17 protein-coding genes and 1 tRNA gene are annotated in these 18864 nt (G+C 65.6%); 3 read left to right on the forward strand and 15 right to left on the reverse strand.

Annotated features, from left to right (window positions below; all coding sequences use genetic code 11):
• Positions 1-249 precede the first annotated feature (249 nt).
• The 3 genes from ahpF to NCCP691_RS08165 form a co-directional block, all read right to left on the reverse strand.
• Positions 250-1827 (reverse strand): alkyl hydroperoxide reductase subunit F, encoded by a 1578-nt coding sequence (gene ahpF / locus NCCP691_RS08155; protein WP_220807764.1) that lies wholly within the window; start codon positions 1825-1827, stop codon positions 250-252.
• A 162-nt stretch (positions 1828-1989) separates the two neighbouring features.
• The gene (gene ahpC / locus NCCP691_RS08160) at positions 1990-2553 is read right to left on the reverse strand and encodes an alkyl hydroperoxide reductase subunit C (RefSeq protein WP_220807765.1); all 564 of its coding nucleotides are present in this window, start codon (positions 2551-2553) and stop codon (positions 1990-1992) included.
• A 235-nt stretch (positions 2554-2788) separates the two neighbouring features.
• Positions 2789-4123: a cation:proton antiporter gene (locus NCCP691_RS08165; protein WP_220807766.1), complete on the reverse strand. Its 1335-nt coding sequence runs from the start codon at positions 4121-4123 to the stop codon at positions 2789-2791.
• A gap of 192 nt (positions 4124-4315) precedes the next feature.
• Here NCCP691_RS08165 and NCCP691_RS08170 point away from each other — a divergent pair, with 192 nt between their 5' ends.
• Positions 4316-4630 carry a hypothetical protein gene (locus NCCP691_RS08170; RefSeq protein ID WP_220807767.1) on the forward strand — a complete coding sequence of 105 codons (315 nt, stop codon included), beginning with the start codon at positions 4316-4318 and terminating at the stop codon, positions 4628-4630.
• A gap of 183 nt (positions 4631-4813) precedes the next feature.
• A tRNA-Met gene (locus tag NCCP691_RS08175) sits at positions 4814-4890 on the forward strand.
• A 78-nt stretch (positions 4891-4968) separates the two neighbouring features.
• Here NCCP691_RS08175 and NCCP691_RS08180 read toward each other — a convergent pair.
• Both NCCP691_RS08180 and NCCP691_RS08185 read right to left on the reverse strand, forming a co-directional pair.
• Positions 4969-5373, reverse strand: a complete 405-nt coding sequence (locus tag NCCP691_RS08180; RefSeq protein WP_220807768.1) for a VanZ family protein — start codon at positions 5371-5373, stop codon at positions 4969-4971.
• 92 nt (positions 5374-5465) lie between these two features.
• Positions 5466-6530 carry an acyltransferase family protein gene (locus NCCP691_RS08185; RefSeq protein ID WP_220807769.1) on the reverse strand — a complete coding sequence of 355 codons (1065 nt, stop codon included), beginning with the start codon at positions 6528-6530 and terminating at the stop codon, positions 5466-5468.
• A 364-nt stretch (positions 6531-6894) separates the two neighbouring features.
• On the opposite strand from NCCP691_RS08185, the gene NCCP691_RS08190 reads away from it, so the two are divergent.
• Positions 6895-8286: a glycosyl hydrolase family 28-related protein gene (locus NCCP691_RS08190; protein WP_220807770.1), complete on the forward strand. Its 1392-nt coding sequence runs from the start codon at positions 6895-6897 to the stop codon at positions 8284-8286.
• 52 nt (positions 8287-8338) lie between these two features.
• Here NCCP691_RS08190 and NCCP691_RS08195 read toward each other — a convergent pair whose 3' ends face one another.
• The 10 genes from NCCP691_RS08195 to NCCP691_RS08240 form a co-directional block, all read right to left on the reverse strand.
• Positions 8339-9133: a DUF4184 family protein gene (locus NCCP691_RS08195; protein WP_220807771.1), complete on the reverse strand. Its 795-nt coding sequence runs from the start codon at positions 9131-9133 to the stop codon at positions 8339-8341.
• Entirely contained in the window at positions 9118-10362 is a 1245-nt protein-coding gene (locus NCCP691_RS08200; protein WP_220807772.1) for a DegT/DnrJ/EryC1/StrS family aminotransferase, read from the reverse strand. The genes NCCP691_RS08195 and NCCP691_RS08200 overlap by 16 nt, the downstream gene beginning before the upstream one ends.
• 15 nt (positions 10363-10377) lie before the next feature.
• Positions 10378-11523: a GNAT family N-acetyltransferase gene (locus tag NCCP691_RS08205; RefSeq protein WP_220807773.1), complete on the reverse strand. Its 1146-nt coding sequence runs from the start codon at positions 11521-11523 to the stop codon at positions 10378-10380.
• A 1-nt stretch (position 11524) separates the two neighbouring features.
• Positions 11525-12328: a GNAT family N-acetyltransferase gene (locus NCCP691_RS08210; RefSeq protein ID WP_220807774.1), complete on the reverse strand. Its 804-nt coding sequence runs from the start codon at positions 12326-12328 to the stop codon at positions 11525-11527.
• Positions 12325-12942 (reverse strand): sugar transferase, encoded by a 618-nt coding sequence (locus tag NCCP691_RS08215; protein WP_220807775.1) that lies wholly within the window; start codon positions 12940-12942, stop codon positions 12325-12327. The genes NCCP691_RS08210 and NCCP691_RS08215 overlap by 4 nt, the downstream gene beginning before the upstream one ends.
• Positions 12943-12945: 3 nt before the next feature.
• On the reverse strand, positions 12946-14148 hold the full coding sequence (locus tag NCCP691_RS08220; RefSeq protein WP_220807776.1) for a glycosyltransferase family 4 protein: 1203 nt from the start codon (positions 14146-14148) through the stop codon (positions 12946-12948).
• A complete protein-coding gene (locus NCCP691_RS08225) occupies positions 14136-15224 on the reverse strand; it encodes a glycosyltransferase family 4 protein (RefSeq protein WP_220807777.1) in 1089 nt (362 codons plus the stop codon). Before NCCP691_RS08225 ends, NCCP691_RS08220 begins: the two co-directional genes overlap by 13 nt.
• Positions 15221-16168, reverse strand: a complete 948-nt coding sequence (locus NCCP691_RS08230; RefSeq protein WP_238482360.1) for a glycosyltransferase family 2 protein — start codon at positions 16166-16168, stop codon at positions 15221-15223. The genes NCCP691_RS08225 and NCCP691_RS08230 overlap by 4 nt, the downstream gene beginning before the upstream one ends.
• Positions 16156-17376: an O-antigen ligase family protein gene (locus tag NCCP691_RS08235; protein WP_220807778.1), complete on the reverse strand. Its 1221-nt coding sequence runs from the start codon at positions 17374-17376 to the stop codon at positions 16156-16158. The genes NCCP691_RS08230 and NCCP691_RS08235 overlap by 13 nt, the downstream gene beginning before the upstream one ends.
• A gap of 151 nt (positions 17377-17527) precedes the next feature.
• Positions 17528-18859, reverse strand: coding sequence for an oligosaccharide flippase family protein (locus tag NCCP691_RS08240; RefSeq protein ID WP_220807779.1), 1332 nt, complete (start codon positions 18857-18859; stop codon positions 17528-17530).
• Positions 18860-18864: the final 5 nt, after the last annotated feature.

Consider the following 18864-nt stretch of genomic DNA (forward strand, 5'->3'; position numbering starts at 1 on the left):
ATGATGTCGAAATGAACATCCTTTGATGCAGCGCGAGTGAGGCCCAGGGAGGGGTTTGGATTGGCGGCCGGAAAGGAGTATTCTTTATCGTTTCCTTCGTTTTACATAACGTGAATTATGTACTTTCCATGCAGGTGGGAAACAACGGGTAGCGGTCTGTCTGCCCGGGCCACGGCCTGGATCTGCATAAAAAAACGCCGGCACGAAGGCCGGCGCAAATGAGGGAGTCTTTTATCCGTACGGGCGTGGTCAGGCCGCCACTTTCTCTTCGTTCGGCGCGCTGGTGCGGATCAGGTGGTCAAAGGCGGACAGCGCGGCCTTCGAACCCTCGCCCATGGCGATGACGATCTGCTTGTACGGCACGGTCGTCGCATCGCCCGCGGCGAACACGCCGGGCACCGAAGTGCGTCCGTGGGCGTCGACTTCGATCTCGCCGCGCGGGCTGAGCGCCACCGAACCCTTGAGCCAGTCGGTGTTCGGCAACAGGCCGATCTGCACGAAGATGCCTTCAAGCTCGATGTGATGCGAAGCGCCCGTCGAGCGATCCGTATAGCGCAGGCCGTTGACCTTGGCGCCGTCGCCGGTCACCTCGGTCGTCTGCGCCTGGGTGATCACCTTCACATTGGGCAGGCTGAACAGCTTGCGTTGCAGGACGGCGTCGGCGCGCAGCTTGGTGTCGAATTCGAGCAGCGTGACGTGCGAGACGATGCCCGCGAGGTCGATCGCCGCCTCGACGCCGGAGTTGCCGCCGCCGATCACCGCCACCCGCTTGCCCTTGAACAGCGGACCGTCGCAGTGCGGGCAATACGCCACGCCCTTGTTGCGGTATTCATTCTCGCCCGGCACATTCATCTGCCTCCAGCGCGCACCGGTGGCCAGCACCACGGTCTTGGCGCGCACGCTGGCGCCGCTTTCGAGCCTGATTTCGATGTCGGACTGCCCCGGCACCAACGCCGTCGCGCGCTGCAGGTTCATCACGTCGACGTCATACTCCTTGACGTGCTGCTCCAGCGCCACCGCCAGCTTCGGGCCTTCGGTTTCCTTCACCGAAATGAAGTTCTCGATGCCCATGGTGTCGAGCACCTGGCCGCCGAAACGCTCGGCCACGACACCGGTGCGGATACCCTTGCGCGCCGCGTAGATCGCAGCCGCCGCGCCAGCCGGGCCGCCGCCCACCACCAGCACGTCGAAGGCTTCCTTCCTGGCGATCTTCGCGGCTTCGCGCTCGGCCGCGCCGGTGTCGAGCTTGGCCAGGATTTCTTCGAGGCCCATGCGGCCCTGTCCGAAGGTCTGGCCGTTCAGGAACACGGTCGGCACCGCCATGATCTGGCGCTGGCTGACTTCGTCCTGGAACAGCGCGCCGTCGATCATCACATGATGGATGTTCGGGTTGAGCACGGCCATCAGGTTCAGCGCCTGGACCACGTCCGGGCAGTTCTGGCAGGACAGCGAGATATAGGTTTCGAAACGGAATTCACCCTCGAGGCCGCGGATCTGCTCGATCACTTCCGGCGAGGCCTTGGGCGGATGACCGCCAACCTGCAGCAGCGCCAGGATCAGCGAGGTGAACTCGTGACCCATCGGGATGCCCGCAAAGCGGACGTCCATGTTGGAGCCGACGCGATTGAGCGAAAACGACGGCGTACGCTCGCCGCTGTCGCGCATCTCGCTCAGCTTGACGTAGCTCGTCAGGCTGGCGATGTCGTTGAGCAGCGCGAGCATTTCGCGCGACTTGTCGCTGTCGTCGACGTAGGCAATGATCTCGATGGTATGGCTGACCTTCTCGAGATAGGCTTTCAGTTGGTTCTTGAGGTTCGCGTCAAGCATCGATTCACTCGCTTATAAACAGGTTTGTCGGATAAAAAGGGTGTGCAATCCCACCGCCGGATCAGCCTCGGCTGACGGCTCCATCTGTCGATCGGGAGGTGGTACTGCCGGGGCCGAAGCCCCGGCCGGCGGATCGCCGTGGCGATCCGCGGCGTGAAGGACTTAGATCTTGCCGACCAGGTCCAGCGACGGAGCCAGGGTCTCGGCGCCCGGGGTCCACTTGGCCGGGCAGACTTCGCCCGGATGGGATGCGACGTACTGGGCTGCCTGCACCTTGCGCAGCAGTTCCTTGGCGTCGCGGCCGATGCCGTTGTCGTGGATTTCGCACAGCTTGATCTGGCCTTCCGGATTGATCACGAAGGTGCCGCGCAGTGCCAGGCCCTCTTCCTCGATCATCACATCGAAGTTACGGGTGATCGCGCCGGTCGGGTCGGCGATCATCGGGTAACGGATCTTCTGGATGGTCTCGGAAGCGTCGTGCCATGCCTTGTGGGTGAAATGGGTATCGGTCGAGACGCTGTAGATTTCGACGCCCATCGACTTGAAGGTGTCGTAGTTGTCGGCCAGGTCGCCCAGTTCGGTCGGGCACACGAAGGTGAAATCGGCCGGGTAGAACACGACCACGGACCACTTGCCTTTCAGGTCCGCCTCGGTGACCGGCACGAATTTGCCGTTGTGGTAAGCGGTGGCGGAGAAAGGTTTGACTTCGGTATTAATCAGCGACATAGATGCCTCTCGTTTTAGTGGGTTGGTACACGACTGCGGTACGACGTGATAATAGACGCGAGCTATGAAAAAGGGAAATTCATAGTCTCAATCGATATAATAGCAAAACCTTATGGGCCCTGCCCGCCCGGCTTTCCCATGCCGCGGCAACCGCATGCTCATCCCGTCGGTCTGCTGACAGGCGACAGCGGCCGTGTGTTCCCTGCCTGCGCCCCTGCCCCTGCCCCTGCCCACGCTATCCGGCCGGCGGGTTGTCGACCGCCCTCTCCTGCCTTGACCCGGCCCAGAAGCGGCTCATCAATGGCTTGACGCTGATCCCATGGACCAGAATCGACAGCGTGATCACGACCAGGGTGAGTTGTATCAGCTCGCGCGCCAGGTCGTGCGGCAAGCCATGCTGGATCGCGTACATCAGATAGTAGATCGAGCCGATACCGCGCACGCCGAACCAGCCGACCATGCCGCGAATCCGCCAGCTTGCGCCGCTGCCGGCAAGACAGGTCAGCACGCTCAGCGGCCGGGCAACGATGAATACGAACAGCGCCAGGCCGACCGAGCGCCAGTTCCAGTAGCCGAAGGCCAGCATGCCGCCCAGCAGCAGTACCAGCATCAGCTCGGACAGCCGCTCCAGGTGTTCCTTGAACACCAGCGACTCGGCACTGACGATAGGCGGCGGCTCATTCTCCGCGAGTTGGCCCTCGGTATGCGCGTGCGCGCCAGCCGTGGTCAGCTTCTCGGGCTCGATGCCGGCGCGGGAGGCAAGGCGGAGTTCGGTATGGCGCAGGGCCACGCCGGCGAAAAAGACACCGAGGAAACCCCAAGCATGGACGAGCAGGCAGAGCGCATAGGCGACGGCGATGAGACCCAGCCCGACAAGGTCGTCCAGCACTTCATGCTTCATCTCCGGCCCGCGAAGCCGCCAGCTCAGCCGGGCGGTTGCGGCGCCGCAAACGATGCCGAGCCCGATCGCCGCCAGGGTTGCCCAGACCACGTCGACCAGCAACCATCGGGCGCCGATTTCGCCGAGTTCATGCAGGCCCAGCAGTCCCAGCCCCAGCATGACGAAGGGAAAGGCAGTCCCGTCATTCATTCCCGCCTCGCAGGTCAGCGTAAAGCGCAACTCATCCTTGTCGCCCGGGTGACGGGACTGCACGTCGGTAGCGAGCACCGGATCGGTGGGCGCCAGGATCGCGCCGAGCAGGATCGCGGCGCCGAGTGGGAGACCCAGCGCCAGGGACGCGAATCCCGCAATCAGTGCGACCGTGACGGTCATCGCGCCCCATGCCAGCAGCATCGGCTGACGCCAGCGCTTGAGCCGAATGGGCACAGGCATCTTGACGCCCGCCGAGAACAGCGAGATCAGGACCGCGATTTCGGTCAGTACTTCCAGCAGCCCCGATTGCTCGAGCGGATCGAAATAGAAGAAATTGAGCACCGTCGGGCCGACCAGCAATCCGGCGCACAGATAGATGATGGCCGAGGTGAAGGGGGAACGCTGCAGGGCGGTCGTGGTAAGACCGCGCGCCAGCATCAGCACGCCGATCAACAGGAACCAGTGGGCATTGGTCATGGGTAGGTGGAAGCAATTCGCAATTCCCGGTAGACCCGCAGGCGACGACGTTCGTTGCAAATGTCTTCAAATCATTTCTGCAACTGTTTCTGCCCTTACATTCATTAACAAAGCTTCAATGAATCTTCACGCGCCGGGCTGTCTGATCGAGTGACACTTTGCTGTCATCTTTTTGACTCTGAAAGGACACTCATGAATAAACTGCTCGCAACGCTTTTCTCGGCTCTGATTGCCACATCCGCCTATGCCCAGACCACCGCGCCTTCCGGCACCACACCTGCGACGCCTGCAGCGCCTTCCGCTCAGCTGAATACTGGCGCGTCCGAAGGCGCCGGCGCGAAGGCCCGGTCCGACGCGGAAAAAGCGGATGCCAAGGCACAGGAAAAGTCGGCCAAGGCGGACGCGAAGGCAGACAAGAAAGTAGCCAAGGCCAACGCCGATGCGAAGAAAGCCAAGGCCAAGGCCAAGGCCGAAGCGGCCGAGGACAAGGCGGAAGCAAGCAAATAAGCAGGAAGCGTACGGGCGCCGGGCGCCCGCTCCCAAAGGACTGGCTGCAGCGGCGCCGATTTTTCACGGCGCCGCTTTTTTTTTGCGCCTCAGGCCGGCCGCAGCAACGACCTCGCATGAGTATTTATTTTCATGCAGACCTTGCATCCTCCCGGCGGTGTCTGTAGACTTCGCACCCTCAGACGCGGGGTGGAGCAGTCTGGCAGCTCGTCGGGCTCATAACCCGAAGGTCGCAGGTTCAAATCCTGCCCCCGCAACCAGATTCGCCGCGGGCGTCTTGCGGCAGAAAACCCGGAACACGACATGTTCCGGGTTTTTTTTCGTCCACCGTATCCGGGCTATTCCAGCCGCGTGACGCGCAACGCCTTGACGCGGAATGCGCTGGCCCACAGCAGGGTCGAGACGACGATGCCGGCGGAGACGTCGACATACCAGTCGGAGATCGCGCCTCGCCGGTACGGCAGGAAGCTCTGCATGAATTCATCGCCCGCCCCCATCAGCGCGATGAGCAGCACGCAGCGCACCAGTCTCGCACCCGGGTGGCCGACGAAACCGGTAAAGAGCAGAAAGCTGATGCAGCCGTAGGCGAAAAAATGCAGGACCAGGCCGCTCGCATACTCCCCTATTTCCGTCCTCGCGCCAGGAATGGCGCCAAAAATCAGTATCGAGAGGTAGGCGGCCCAGGCCGCGCGCAGGCGCAGCGTGGTGAACCGCGGATCGATCAGGGCATGGAGCAGACGCATTGGGCGGATCGGGCGGAATTGAAAGCCCGAAGCCTAACGCAAGCCGACCAGTCACGCACCCCGTTTGCGCAAGTTCTATCGTCTGTCGGCAATCAGGCACGTTCCCGGGCTGGTGCCGGAGGCGACAGGTGGGTCCATGCGGGACGCGCGAACAGGAATCTCAGTGGCGTGCGCCGCACGGCCTGATAGAGCAGTACCGCGCCCGCGATAGAGCCGATCGTCGTCGCCAGCGCGACCGTTCCCGGATCCACGATCCCCGCGGACCGGTGAATGAAGATGCGCAGGACGCCCAGCGGGATCACGAAGCCGAGATAGATCACGATCGAATGGCGCCCGAGCCAGCGCAGCCAGTCGAGCCAGGTCACGCGCGAACACAGGACCGCCGCCAGCATGACGGCGATGGCGCCGCCGAAACCCAGCAGCAGCGACACCCCGGGCAAGGCCGCGACGCCGGTGAATACCGCCCAGCCGTTCAGCACGAACCATGCGGCGAGCAGCGGCGGCGCGAAAGCGAGATGATGCTGCGACCAGGCCGCGAGACTGAAGACGTGGCGTGCCAGCAGATGGCCGCCGTAGAAGAAGATGAAGTATTGCGAGAACTTGTCGAACAGCGTGACTCCGGTGTGCAGGTCGGCGACGTGCAGGCCTGCGCTGAGGGCCAGCACCAGTCCCGGGCGCCAGCCGCGCACGAGTCTCACCGCGATGAAAAACAGCGCAAGTATGTAGATGAACCACAGCGGACCGCTAGGCGGGGCGAGGAACAGGCGCAGGTACTCGGTGAGCACCGTGCCTTCGTTAACGGCTTCCCGCAAGTCCGTATAGCTGAACCTGAAGCTCACCCATATCGTGTAAAAGTAGATGAAGTACAGGACCTTGCTGTCGATATAGCGGCGCCAGGGCCTATCGATGACGCGCGCGACGAACAGGCCGCCGATCATGAAGAAGTCGGGCATGCGAAACGGTTGCGCGAATCGCACCACATACTCCATCCATCCCTCGCTGCGCAGGATCTGCTGTACATGATGCGTCGCGTACATCATGACGACGGCAACGATGCAGATTCCCTTTGCATAGTCCACCCAGAGCACCCTCGTGCTCTCCTGCGCCTGATGATCGATTAAGCCGGCGCTGCCGGCGCTTAACGTCCCTGTCGTCATGCTGCCCCTCCCCTCGCGTGTGCCGCTTCAGATTAGGGCGAGCACGGCTCCAGCATAAGTACGCAATTTCTATCGGTCGGCTGCGGAAACCTGAAGTGGCATCGAGCCCTTCGATGCCCGGTCGTCGGCAACACTCGCGCTATGGGAAACAACTGCAACGAGAGGTTACCGCAGGAAAAAAAGATGGAATTTGCCGGTCAAAAACGCGTTTCACTACGAACTTATTCCCCCGGGGCATTTCTTAGGATCAACGGTTTTAAACAGCCGTCTCGTGGGCGCTTAAGCGCTCGAGTCTTTAAAGGGAAAATACTCAATGGAACGCAGAAAATTTCTTCGACAAGGTATCGCGGTGGGATCCGCGGCGATGCTGCCACTCACCGCCGCTCGTGCAGCGACCATGCCGACCGGTTACGTCAGCGTCAAGGATTACGGCGCCAGGGGCGACGGCGCGACGGACGATTCGGTCGCGGTGCAAAGGGCGATGAATGCGAATCTCAACGTCTGGTTCCCGGCTGGCACCTACCTCGTCGGCATGCTCAAGCTGCGCAGCAATCATCGTCTGGCGGGCGAAGGCGTGCCGACCCGTCTCAAGCAGAAGGCCGGCGCCTTCTACTGCGTATCGGCGAACCCCGGCTCCGAAGGTTTTGCCGATCCGGCGAAGAACCTGACCGGCATCCGGATCAATGACATGGTGTTCGAAGGCCAGAGCGGCAACGTGGCCTTCGACGAGCGGGTTCACCTGCTCAACCTCAATGGTGTCACCGACGTGGTCGTCGAGGGCTGCCACTTCATCAAGGCGGTGGCCGACGGCATCTATATCGGCTCTTCCAATACCGGGAGTACCGAACGCCACAACTACCGTGTGACGGTACGCAACTGCGCGTTCGACGGCTTCACCAAGAACAATCGCAATGCCATCTCCATCATCGACGGCACCGACATCCTGATCGACAACTGCAAGTTCCTGCGCTGGGGCCGTCCGGACATGCCGGGCATGATCGACATCGAACCCAATCCCGGCATCAACGACAGCTTCTCGCGCATCAAGCGGATCACCATCAGCAACTGCACCATGTGGGACAACGCGGGCGCCGCGTTCTTTTCGCTGGCCCTGCGGCCGCAGGACAAGCTGGCCTATCCCGCCGATGACATCCGCATCATCAACTGTCGCTGCGTCGGCAATGGCCAGGTGCACCAGATTGGCCTGATGGTGTGCCAGTCCGCCCACGGCGACACGGTGAACCCGAACGTCAACACGGCGCCTCTGAACCTGCTGGTGTCCGGCTGCAGCTTCGAGAACGTGTTCAGGCCGCTCAATATCTGGGCCTCGAAGGGCATCCGCATCGAAAACACAAACTTCGTCGGCAGCCGCGCATACGGCACGCTCGGCGACGCCAACAACGTCTACCGCAACCGCGACATCAGCTTCAAGAACGTCCTGTTCAAGTATCTGGGCAACGACAAGACCTACGGCCTCACCAGCCTTCGGATCTGCGGTGTCGACGAGCTGTCCTTCGACGGCTGCCGCTTCGAAGACTGCGGTCCGACCGACGGCGTCAACGGCCAGGGCCTGGTGTTCGCCGGCAGCTGCGCAAGCAGCTATGTCGCGCTGGTCAACACCACGATCACCGCGCCGCTCGGCCGCACCCGCAAGGGAATCACCGTCACCTCCAGCCATCAGTTGTACGTGGCGTCCAACGTTCAGCAGAATACCGTGCTGAGCAACGTCGTCGGCAACGATTTCCGGCCGATCTGATCCCGTCCTTCGGGAACACAGGCGGGCGCCCGGACCTATCCGGGCGCCGGCTTCATGCCATTTTCCGCGTCCACCCGAAACGGCGGGCGACATGGACGGCATGCCACCCCATGCAATACAGCAGCAGAGACAGTCCAGCACCGGTCGTCGCGCCGACGGCTGCGCGCACGGCACGATGCTCGATGCCGGCGGATCCGGCGGCGGCCAGATTGTCCGCCGCGCTTGCGAGCGCGAACGCAATGCCCGTGCCGGCGACCAGAAGCTTGACGCCGGCTGGCACCGACTTGCCCGGCCCGCGAACCGTCGGCGCTCGCCGCATCCAGGCGAGCGCCGCATGCAGCAGCAAGGCGATCCCGGCCGCGCTGCTTGCATGCTGCAGCAGCTTGTACAGGGGCAGTCCGCTGCCGCCGGCGGGCCGGATGACGGTCAGCAGCGGTTCCAGGCCGAACGCGGCGACGGTATGACGATGCGTGACCGCATCCCAGACGATATGAGTGAGCGCGCCGAGGCCGAGGGCCGCCAGGACCGGCGCGACCGGTTGGCGGCGCCATGCACCGGCATCGAGGACAGAGGCGGGAAGCCGCCGGAACAGCCGGTCAGGCAGGAGCGCGGCCAGCGGCCGCCTGAACAGCGCATGGAACAGGAACCAGGCGAGCACGCCCGCCGGAAGGCAGAACAGCAGGAGCCCTTCCGCCGTATGGCTGAATCTGCCGTTGACGCCGAAAGGCGCGTAGTAGACGAAATCCGGCGCCAGACTGCCGGCCACGAGCGCCGACAGCGGCAGGCCGCCGCCGGACAGCCGGTGAATCGGCAACACGGCGGCGGGATGCGCTATCGTGAAGGGCATGCGCCGAACGCGTAGTTGCCCCTGCCGTCAGGCAGCGCGCGCAGGATCTCCGCCGGCAGCGACGCGGCCTGCATCACCTCGTCCATCGCCCTGCAGGTCGCGTCTATCTCAGCAGGGGTCAGGGTGGGATGAACGAGAAACATGATGCTCGTCTCGCCGAGTTCACGGGCGACGGGCAGCCGGCGGGCGGGACGCAGGCCGGTGCCGTCGAATGCCTTTTCCATATAGACCTCCGAGCAGGTGCCGTGCAGGCAGGGGACACCCTGGCGGCAGATCGCGTCGACGATCCGGTCCCTGCTCCATCCCGGTGCAAGCAGCTCGGGACGGACGAAGACATAGAGCTTGTAGCAGGCATGCCCGGCCCACTCGGGCCACTCGGGTACCCGCAGCGCGTGATGGCGGCGGCATGCCTGGGCGATCCTGGCGGCGTTGCGCTGCCGGCATGCGGTCCAGTCCGGCATGCGTCTCAGCTGATCGCGTCCTATCGCCGCCTGCAGCTCGAGCATCCGCCAGTTGCTTCCGAAGGAGTCGTGGAGCCAGCGGAAGCCGACCGGATGCTCGCGTTCGTACACCGCCTGCCAAGACTTGCCATGGTCCTTGTACGACCACATGCGCGACCACCATGCATCGTTGCTGGTGGTGACCATGCCGCCTTCGCCGGCGGTGGTCATGATCTTGTCCTGGCAGAACGACCAGGCGCCGATGTCGCCGATGCTGCCGACCATGCGGCCCTTGTAGCGGGCGCCGTGGGCCTGGGCGCAGTCTTCCACCACCGCCAGGCCGTGCTCGCGCGCGAGCGACATGATCGGGTCCATGTCGCACGGCATGCCGGCGAGGTGGACGCAGATGATCGCCTTCGTGCGCGGGGTGAGCACCTCGCGTATGGTCTCGGCGGTGATGTTTTGCGTATCCCTGTCGACGTCGGCGAACACGGGCCGCGCGCCGGCGGTGACAATGCAGCTCGCCGACGCAAGGAAGGTGCGGGGCGTCACGATCACCTCGTCGCCCTGTCCGACATCCAGCGCCCGCAGCGCCAGCTCGAGCGCGAGCGTGCCGTTGGCGAGCGCGATAGCATGGCGCACGCCCGTCCAGGCGGCGAATTCGCGCTCGAACTCGCGGCATTCGGTGCCCGTCCAGTAATTGACGCGGTTGGTCAGCAGCACCTCGCGCACGCGTTCGCCATCCTGCGCGCTGAAAGATGGCCACGGTGAAAATCCGGTATGCAGCATGTCGTCTCTCCCGTTTCAGGCCAGATAAGGCGGAAAAAAGCCGGCACGAGGGGTCCACTCGCGTCCCTGGGCTTGCTCGTGCCGGCCACGCACGTCATTGAGCATCTGGCACGCGTGCGGGTTATGCAGCACCCGCCGCAGCCGGAACGGCAGGGTATGGCCAGGATCGAAGCCGGACTTGAACCGGAACAGGCCGTCGTTCGGCGCGATGCCGCCGCCGAGCACATACCAGCGCATGCCCTTCTCCCTGCCCCACAGGATCGCCGAATGGTGCATGAAATGATTCGGGCGCTTTTCGCGCGCCGACTGGCGGGACGCGGTGAGAAAGCCGTACAGGGTATCGGCGGAATAGAGCACGAGCGCGCTGGCGAGGGTCTCGCGGCCGTCGCGCACATGCAGCAGCGCCGTCGCGGCATGGGAGCCGAACGACTCGCGCAAGACCATGAAGTGTTGCCTGGGCATGTAGAAATAGGGATCGGCGCCGCGCCGCTGCATCGTCTCGTAGTAGGCGCCGAGAAAATCGTCGAGCCGCTCGAAGTCATGATCGACTTCGAGCCGCAGCCCGGCCCGGGACGCGCGGCGCACATCCGTGCGTATGGTATGGCCGTAGTGGTTCCAGATGTCCTCCGGATCCCGCTGCAGGCGGATGACGACATTGTCCTGCTGGACCGTGCGCTCGCCGTCGTCACGCACCGCGAGGCGCTCCTCGAACAGGTCTTCGCGCACGAATTCCGACACGAAGCCGCGCTCGCGCAGCTCGGCGCCGAAGAGGCGTTCGAAGCGCTTCGACGCAGCGTCGGCGGACTGCGGATCGCCTTCATACAATGCTCCCCCGTAACCGTAAGGCGAGCAGAGATGCCGGAGCGGCCTCTGCACCGCCCCGAAGCCCGGCAGGCGGTTGATCAACACGTGGAAGAACGGGTAGAGAACCGTGCCCGCGCTGCCGTGCCTGTAGACCACCGCCGCGGTTTCATAGCCTTCGGGCCGGACCAGCTGCAGGTAGGCGGGATGGTCCTGCGGGCGCTTGTGATGTCCCGCCGCCCAGATGCGTTCCCACTCCGCGCGTCCGTCCGGATCGTCCAGCGACAGCCATTGCAGCACCCAGTCCGTCGCCAGTTTGTCAATATCGGGAACGATGTGGCGATTCGCCATGGTCGTCATGTCAGACTCCTATTCGTTTTGCGAGGCGCGCACGCAGTTCGTCCGCGCCGCACCGCATGCGCACGGAACGGTCGAGACGGCGGGCGTCGCGGTGGTTGCCGACATCGAAGTCGGGGGGAAACAGGCCAAGGATCTTGCGGGAGGGATCCAGGAGAGCCAGGCAGGCGATCGCGCATTCGTCATCGACCAGCCGCGGGTCGGCCGTTCTGAACCATCGGCCGGCGAGGCGCCCGATCCGGTAGCTCGCGCGCGGAGTCGACAGCTCGAAGCGGGAAAAACCGTAGATGCGCTCGCAGGCCTCGGCCTCCGGCAGGCCGTCCGCCTGGCACCGCCCCGCCGCGCCGTCGCTCGCCCGGTAGAAGCCCATCGGCAGCGACCACCAGTCGGTCTCGCGCCCCGATTCGAAGCCGAGCTTGCGGTACCAGCCGAGCGAGACGCTGTTGCTGGCGAAGACATCGAGCACCACTGCGGCATGCCGGTCCTCGCTGGCCAGCTCGAGCGCCCGCAGGAACAGCCGGTCGCCCTCCCTTGCCCCGCGCCGCTCGCGCGCGACGGCGATGTAGTTGAGACAGACCGCATCGGCCAGCAGGCGCATTTCGGCAAAGCCCGCCGCACGCTCCGCGGTGAATCCGAGCAGGTGGCGGCAGTCGTTCAGCGCCGCGGGCAAGCGCATGCGGGTCTCCAGGTAGCGCGCGATGCCGCTGCAGCCGTAGACGGTGAGGCCGAGCGTCGCACGGTCGAAACTGTCGCGCATCAGCGCAGCGATCGTCGCCGCCTCCCGCGGCATGGCCAGGCGCACTTTCATGGGCGCGTCTCCGCACCGCGGCGCTCGTCGTCGAGATTGCGCATGACCGAGCCGGCATCCGCCACCACACCCTGGCGGCGCAGCACGAGCGCCAGCGTACGCAGCAGTATCGCGAGGTCGAGCCGCATGCTGCGATGCTCGACATACCAGACGTCGAGGGCAAGGCGAACATCCCACGCGGTCTCATTGCGGCCGTTGATCTGCGCCCAGCCGGTGATCCCCGGCCGCACCGCCAGGCGCAGTCTTTCGCGTTCGGTGAAGTAGCGCGTGTAGCGCATCAGCAGCGGGCGCGGACCGACGAGGCTCATCTCGCCGCGTACGACATTGAACAGTTCGGGCAATTCGTCCAGGCTGCTCCTGCGCAGGAAGACGCCGAAACGGGTGAGCCGCTCGCCGTCTGGCAGCAGGCGTCCCCGTTCATCCCGCGCATCCGTCATCGAACGGAACTTGACCATCGTGAACGGCTTGCCGTCACGGCCGGGACGCTGTTGCCGGAACAGCACCGGCGCTCCGAGATCCAGACGCACCAGCAGCGCCAGCAGCGCGAGCAGCGGCGCCAGCATCAGCAATGCGAGGCTGGCGGCAACGACGTCGAACAGGCGTTTGAGACGCATCGCTCACGCTCCTTCCGCCGGGTAAGGCGACGCCTCCGGCACCTCGTCGGCCGCCACGCCCATCAGCCGCATCATCTGCCGGTTGACGAGGTCGACATCGTAATGCCGCTCCACGTGCTGGCGGGCGCGCGCGCCCATCTGCGGGATCCGCTCCGGCCGCATGAGAAAGAACTCGAGCGCATTGGCCAGCGCGGCGGCATCCCGCACCGGCACCAGCAGGCCGGTTTCGCCCGGCACCACGGTCTGCCTGCAGCCCGGCGCGTCGGTGGTCACCGTCGGGCGGCCGGTCGCCATCGCCTCCAGCACGGTGCGCGGCGTGCCCTCGCGGTACGACGGCAGCACGTAGACATGGCAGGCGGCGAGACACGGACGCACATCCTCCAGCCGCCCGTGCCAGACGATCAGCCCTTCGTCGATCCAACGCTGCAGGGTCTCGGGCGGCACGGCACGCGGATGGGCATCGTGCCAGCCGACCAGGTGGAACACCGCGCCCGGATACCGGCCGCGCAGCAGGCGCGCCGCCTCGGCGTATTCCCGGATGCCCTTGTCTTCCAGCAGGCGGGCGATCAGCAGGAAATGGCATCCGCCGTCGAGCGGCGGCATCGGCTGTGGCGGAAATTCATCGAGCGGCACGCCGGAGCCGTTGACCACGCCGGCCTTCGCGGGATCGACAAGCCGGCGGCGGACGAACAGATCGCGGTCGTCGCGGTTCTGGAAAATCACCGAGGTCGCCTGCGCAAGCGCGATGCGGTAGAGCAGGATGCCGCAGGCGCGCGCGAAGCTTCCGCCACGCTGCCCGTCGTCGCCGAACAGATATCCGAGGCCGGTGATCAGCGCGGTCCGCTTCGGCACCCCTGCCATCCTTGCGGCCAGCAGGCCGTAGATCACCGGCTTGGCGGTATAACCCAGAAAATGGACCGGCCGCTCGCGGCGCAGCAGGCGGGTCAGCGACAGCAGGGTCACCATGTCCTGCAGCGGGCTGGTGCCGGTGCGCCACATCGGCAGATCGGCGAACCGGCAACCCAGCGGCGAGAGGCGGCTGCGCACCGTGGCGTCCTGCGACAGCCCGGGCGCGGCCAGCAGCAATTCGCCGCCGTTGTCCTTCAGGGCACGCAGCAGCCGATGGCGAAAGCCGACGAACGACAGCGGAAAGCTGGCGAGCACGAAGAAGCCGGGCCGGGCCGGAGTCGGGTTCAGGCTGCGCATGCGCGCTCCTTGCCGCGTTGCGCGACGCTCTCCAGCAGTGCCAGCAGCTGGGGCGCCGTGACCTGCAGGCAGTAGCGCTGCTCCGCGGCCTCCCGCGCCCGCATGCCCATGCACCGCCGCAGCGGCGCATCCCCGAGCAGGCGCGACAGCGCGTCCAGCCATTGCGCGTCGGTGGCGGCCAGGTAGCCGGTCACGCCATCCTTCACGATGTCGGCGTTGACCCCGACCGGCGAAGCCACCGCCGGCTTGCCGCAGGCCATGTACTGGATCAGCTTGTAGCCGCACTTGCCCTGCTCCCAGGGACCGTCGGGCAGCGGCATGACGCCGACGTCGAAGCGGCGGATTTCATCGACCTCGGTCTGCTCCTGCCAGCGGATGCAGCGCATGAAGGGATACCGGCTGGTATCCAGTTCGGCGCCGACCACCGCGAACTCGAAGTCGAACCGCTCGCGCAGGCGGGCGAGCACCGGGAGCAGCGCTCCCAGGTATTGCGCGGAAGTCGGCGAACCGATCCAGCCGATGACGGGGCGGCCCGCGGGCGCCGTGTCCGGCGCCACGGTGTAGCGCCGGATGTCGATCACCGTCGGCAGGAGCGCCACCCGGGCCGCGCCCGCCCTGGTCGCATGGTCGAGCAGGTAGCGGTTGCCGCCGACGACCAGCGAGGCGCGGCGCATCACATGATCGATCTTGTTGCGCAGCAGGCGCTTTAGGGGATTGGACGACAGTGCGTAGCCATGAAAAATCGCATCGTCATAGTCCACCAGGTACGGCACGCCGGCTTTCGCGAGCAAGGCCTCGAACCAGGCGGGCCAGTTCGGAAACAATTCCTTTTCGATCCAGACGACATCGAAGCGCGACGCCCGCAGCAGCAGGCGCAGACGGCGCAGATAGGCGTCGCCGAGCCGCATCAGCGATATCCGCTGCCCGGCGTAGCGGGCGCGCAGATAGTCGTCGTCCAGCAGCGAGCAGGCGTGTACTTCCACGCCCATCTGCCGCAAGGCTTCGGCATATTGCAGCGAGCGCACGCGGCTGCTTGCGCCCATGCGCGAATAGCGGGTCAATAGCAGGATTCTCAACGTGTCCTCCCGAGTAACAGGTAGCGGGGCAGCCAGGCCCAGAGCGCGGCATATCCCTTCAGGGTTTCCGCCGCCCTGCGGGGCGAGCGGCGGAGAAAGGCTTCGCCGACGCGGCTCGCCGGTTCGACGAACAGCGTCAGCAGCACGACCGAGGCGGCCCCGGCCGCGCTGAAGTGCTTGAACGCATAGAGCAGGCGGCTGCGCAGCGAGTAGTACAGCCGGCGCGCGCGGATGCCGTCGGAGCTGCCCCCGCCCCGGTGCCAGGCCGGCGCGCCCGCGAGATAGACCGAGACGTAGCCGGCCCGCCTCGCGCGATAGGACAGGTCCACTTCTTCGAAGTAGACGAAATAGCGTTCGTCGAAGCCGCCGAGACGCTCGAACAGCGGGCGCCGGATCAGGAAATACGCGCCGATGACCTGGTCGACGGCGCGCGTCTGTCCGTGATCCCACTCCGCCATGCGCGCACGCGGAAAGCGCGCGGGCAAAATCCGGTCGAGCCCGAGGGCCGCATGCGCAAAGCTGGCCGGCGTGGGAAAGCGGGCGCAGCTCCGGGCGACATGTCCGGCATCGTCGAGCAGCTGAACGCCGCAGATGCCCACCTTGCGATTGCCAGGCCGCGCCATGAAATCCAGAGGCAGGCGCAATGCGGCCGCCGTCGCCGCCGCATCGGGATTCAGAAAGAGCAGGAAGTTGCCATTGCCGCCCCTCGCCCCCTGGTTGCAGGCGGCGGCGAAACCGAGGTTGTCGCGGTTGCGGAGAATGCGCAGCGGCAGGCGCTCATGCGCGGCACCGTCGAGCGAGTCGTCGCTCGATCCGTTGTCCACCACGGTAACGCTGCGGATCAGTCCGGCATCCTCGTCGTGCGCGGCCTGCAGCGCATCGAGGCAGCCGCGCAGGTAGTGGCGCGAGTTCCAGTTGACGATGACGATATCTAGGTCTGCCATGCCTTGACTCCGCTGCGACACGCCGGCCGCGCACCCGGCGCCGCGGCGCCGAGGTGCATGACGAAGGCCATGGTCGCGATGAAGAACATCCAGAAGTACACCATGTAGGGCTGTGTGAAATTGGCGTCCTCGACCATCAGATTGAGGAAAGCCACGAGGCTGCCGGCGAGCGCCAGGCGCCGCATCCGCCGCTCGCGCCTCGCCTCGCTGCGGTGATAGAACAGCGCGTGCAGACAGGCACCGAGAAACAGCAGCATGCAGGCGAGTCCGAGCACGCCCTGCTCCACCAGGACGGTCAGGAACACGTTGTGCGAGCTGAGATCGAAGGTCGCCATCGAGCCGTAGTAGCCGACGGGGGACATCGGATTGTCGGAGATGTATTCCCACTTCATCAGGAAGCTGTCGAAGCGGCCGTTGCTCAGGTCGCGTTCCCCGCTCAGGCGCGTGCTGATCAGCAGTTCCAGGTTCTCGCGCGCGAAATGGGCATAGCCGGCGAGCAGCAGCAGGATGCAGGCCGCCCAAGCCGCGAGAGCGCGGAATCTCCCCGCGAGAACGCATCCGGCCAGCAGCATGGCACCGTGGAACAGCGTACCGGCGCGTGAGGTGGTGAGCAGCACGGCCAGAAGGATCAGGCCGAGCACCGGCGTGGTCCAGCGGCAGCGATAGCCTTGCTTCAGCAGGACGCAGGCAATATGCGGGAAGATCAGCGCGGCGGCGATCACATTGGTGCTGCCCCAGGGCAAGGCAGCCAGGCCGCCGGTATAGCGCTCGACGATTACAGTGTTGGCGCCGTAGGCCCGGGCCGCCAGCGCAAGATGGATGGCGTAATAGACGGCCAGCACGGCGCCCGACACGGCGATCACGGTGAGCGCGAAACGGGCCAGCTCATCCGGGTGCCGGCGGAAGCGGGCCAGCAGCTGGAATGCGAGCAGATAGCAGATGACATGCGGCGCCACGCGCGCCAGCGACCGGCCGGGGTCCGGCGCGAAGAAGGCGAGCATCGCGATGCTGAACACCGATGCGGCCGCGGCGAGCATCGCCGGCGCGGTCGAACGCGTCAGCAGGAAAGCGTCGGTCGAGGGACGCAGGAAACCGGCCGCCGCCGCCAGAAGCAGGCATGGCAGGCCGAAGGACACGACCGGCATCCCGCTCGCGGCCGAGGTCGAGAAAGGCGTCAGCAAGAGTCCGATTACGATCAGCAAGCGCATGACTGTCCCTGCCGGTTGTCATTCACGCGACCCTCTTCATGCGCCGCGCGTCCTGGCAACCACTGTACTGGGCGAGCGCCGGCTGGATAAGTACGAAATTTCGATTCCTGGCCCGGCTTTTCCGCCGCCGTCCCTGGATGGCGTCGATCTGTCATCGCAACGCCGGGACCCGTGTGCCGCCGGCGTGCGGATGGCTCGCGCGGTCGCGGCAGAGACAGGCGAGCGCGGCCGCGTCCAGGCTGACCCGCATGCTCCATGCGAGCGCCGCGCCGACCACGCCCCACTGCCCGATCAGCAGCCAGAGCAGCACGAGATATGGCGGGACTTCCAGCAGATGCAGCAAGGCGGTTTGCCGGGTCTTGCCCTGCGCGTGCAGCAGCGCGAAATACATGGCGCCGACGCTGTTGAAGAAGACGCCCGCGCACAGGATGCGGCCGACGACGACAGACTCGCCCGGCACCCTGCCCTGCAGCCAGACATGCAGCAGATCGGGCATGAACCAGGCGAGCGTGCCCATCGCCACCGCCATCGCCAGTCCGAGCCGCCGCTGCCAGCTGCGGAACAGGCATGCCGCCCTCTCGGCATCGCTCTGCAGCAGCTGGCTGATGAGTGGAAAAGCGACGCTGGTGACGGCGCCGCTGAGCACCAGGCACTGGACCGCTAGCTCATACGGTATGACATAGGCCGTGACCGCCGCCGCCGAGACGAGCGCGCCGATCAGGAAGCGATCCGCCTGCACCAGCAGCGGATTCAGCAGGCTGCTGAGGCTGTGCCATCCGCCGAAATGCAGCAACTGCCGCGCCGGCCCGGCGGCAAACCTGCCCGTGCCCAGGCCGGCGCGGCGCAGGCAGCGCAGGGCGAAGCCGCGATAGCAAGCGAGTGCGGCGGCGCGCGAAACCACCAGCGTGGCGACCAGCCAGTGCAGGTCCTGCACGAACAGCGCGACCAGCCAGGGCCCGCCGAAATTCGCCGCGCCCAGCAGCACGCGCAGCAGATTGACCGGCGCGAAATTCAGCCAGGCTTCATTGACGCCGCGCCAGGTGGCGCTCATGGCCTGCATGGGCAGCGCAAGCGCCAGGAACAGCAAGGCAAGCTGCAGCTCCCGCTCCGGCACGACGGCCGAGGGCACGAGCCGGTGCGCGCCCAGCCATGCGGCGGCGACCAGTGCGAGCATGCCGATGGCCCCGGTCACGCGGGTCAGCCAGGCGGCACTCGCGACCACATCCGGGATGCGGTCACGGTGGCCGCCGCCGCGCAGACAGGACACGAGGCGTGTCGCGGCGCGGCCGATGCCCAGGTCGATCACGCTCGCATAGCCGATCACGCCCCATGCCAGCGCGAGGTAGCCGAAGCGCTCGCTGCCGATCAGCGACAGCAGTTGCGGAATGGCGGCGGCGGCGATTGCCAGCGGCAGCGCGAAACCGAACAGGTTCCAGGCAATGCGGCCGCCATTGCCGCCGCGCGGCTCGTCGGATGACACCATGGATG

It is taken from the genome of Noviherbaspirillum aridicola (assembly GCF_019656455.1).
GTDB lineage: Bacteria > Pseudomonadota > Gammaproteobacteria > Burkholderiales > Burkholderiaceae_D > Noviherbaspirillum > Noviherbaspirillum aridicola.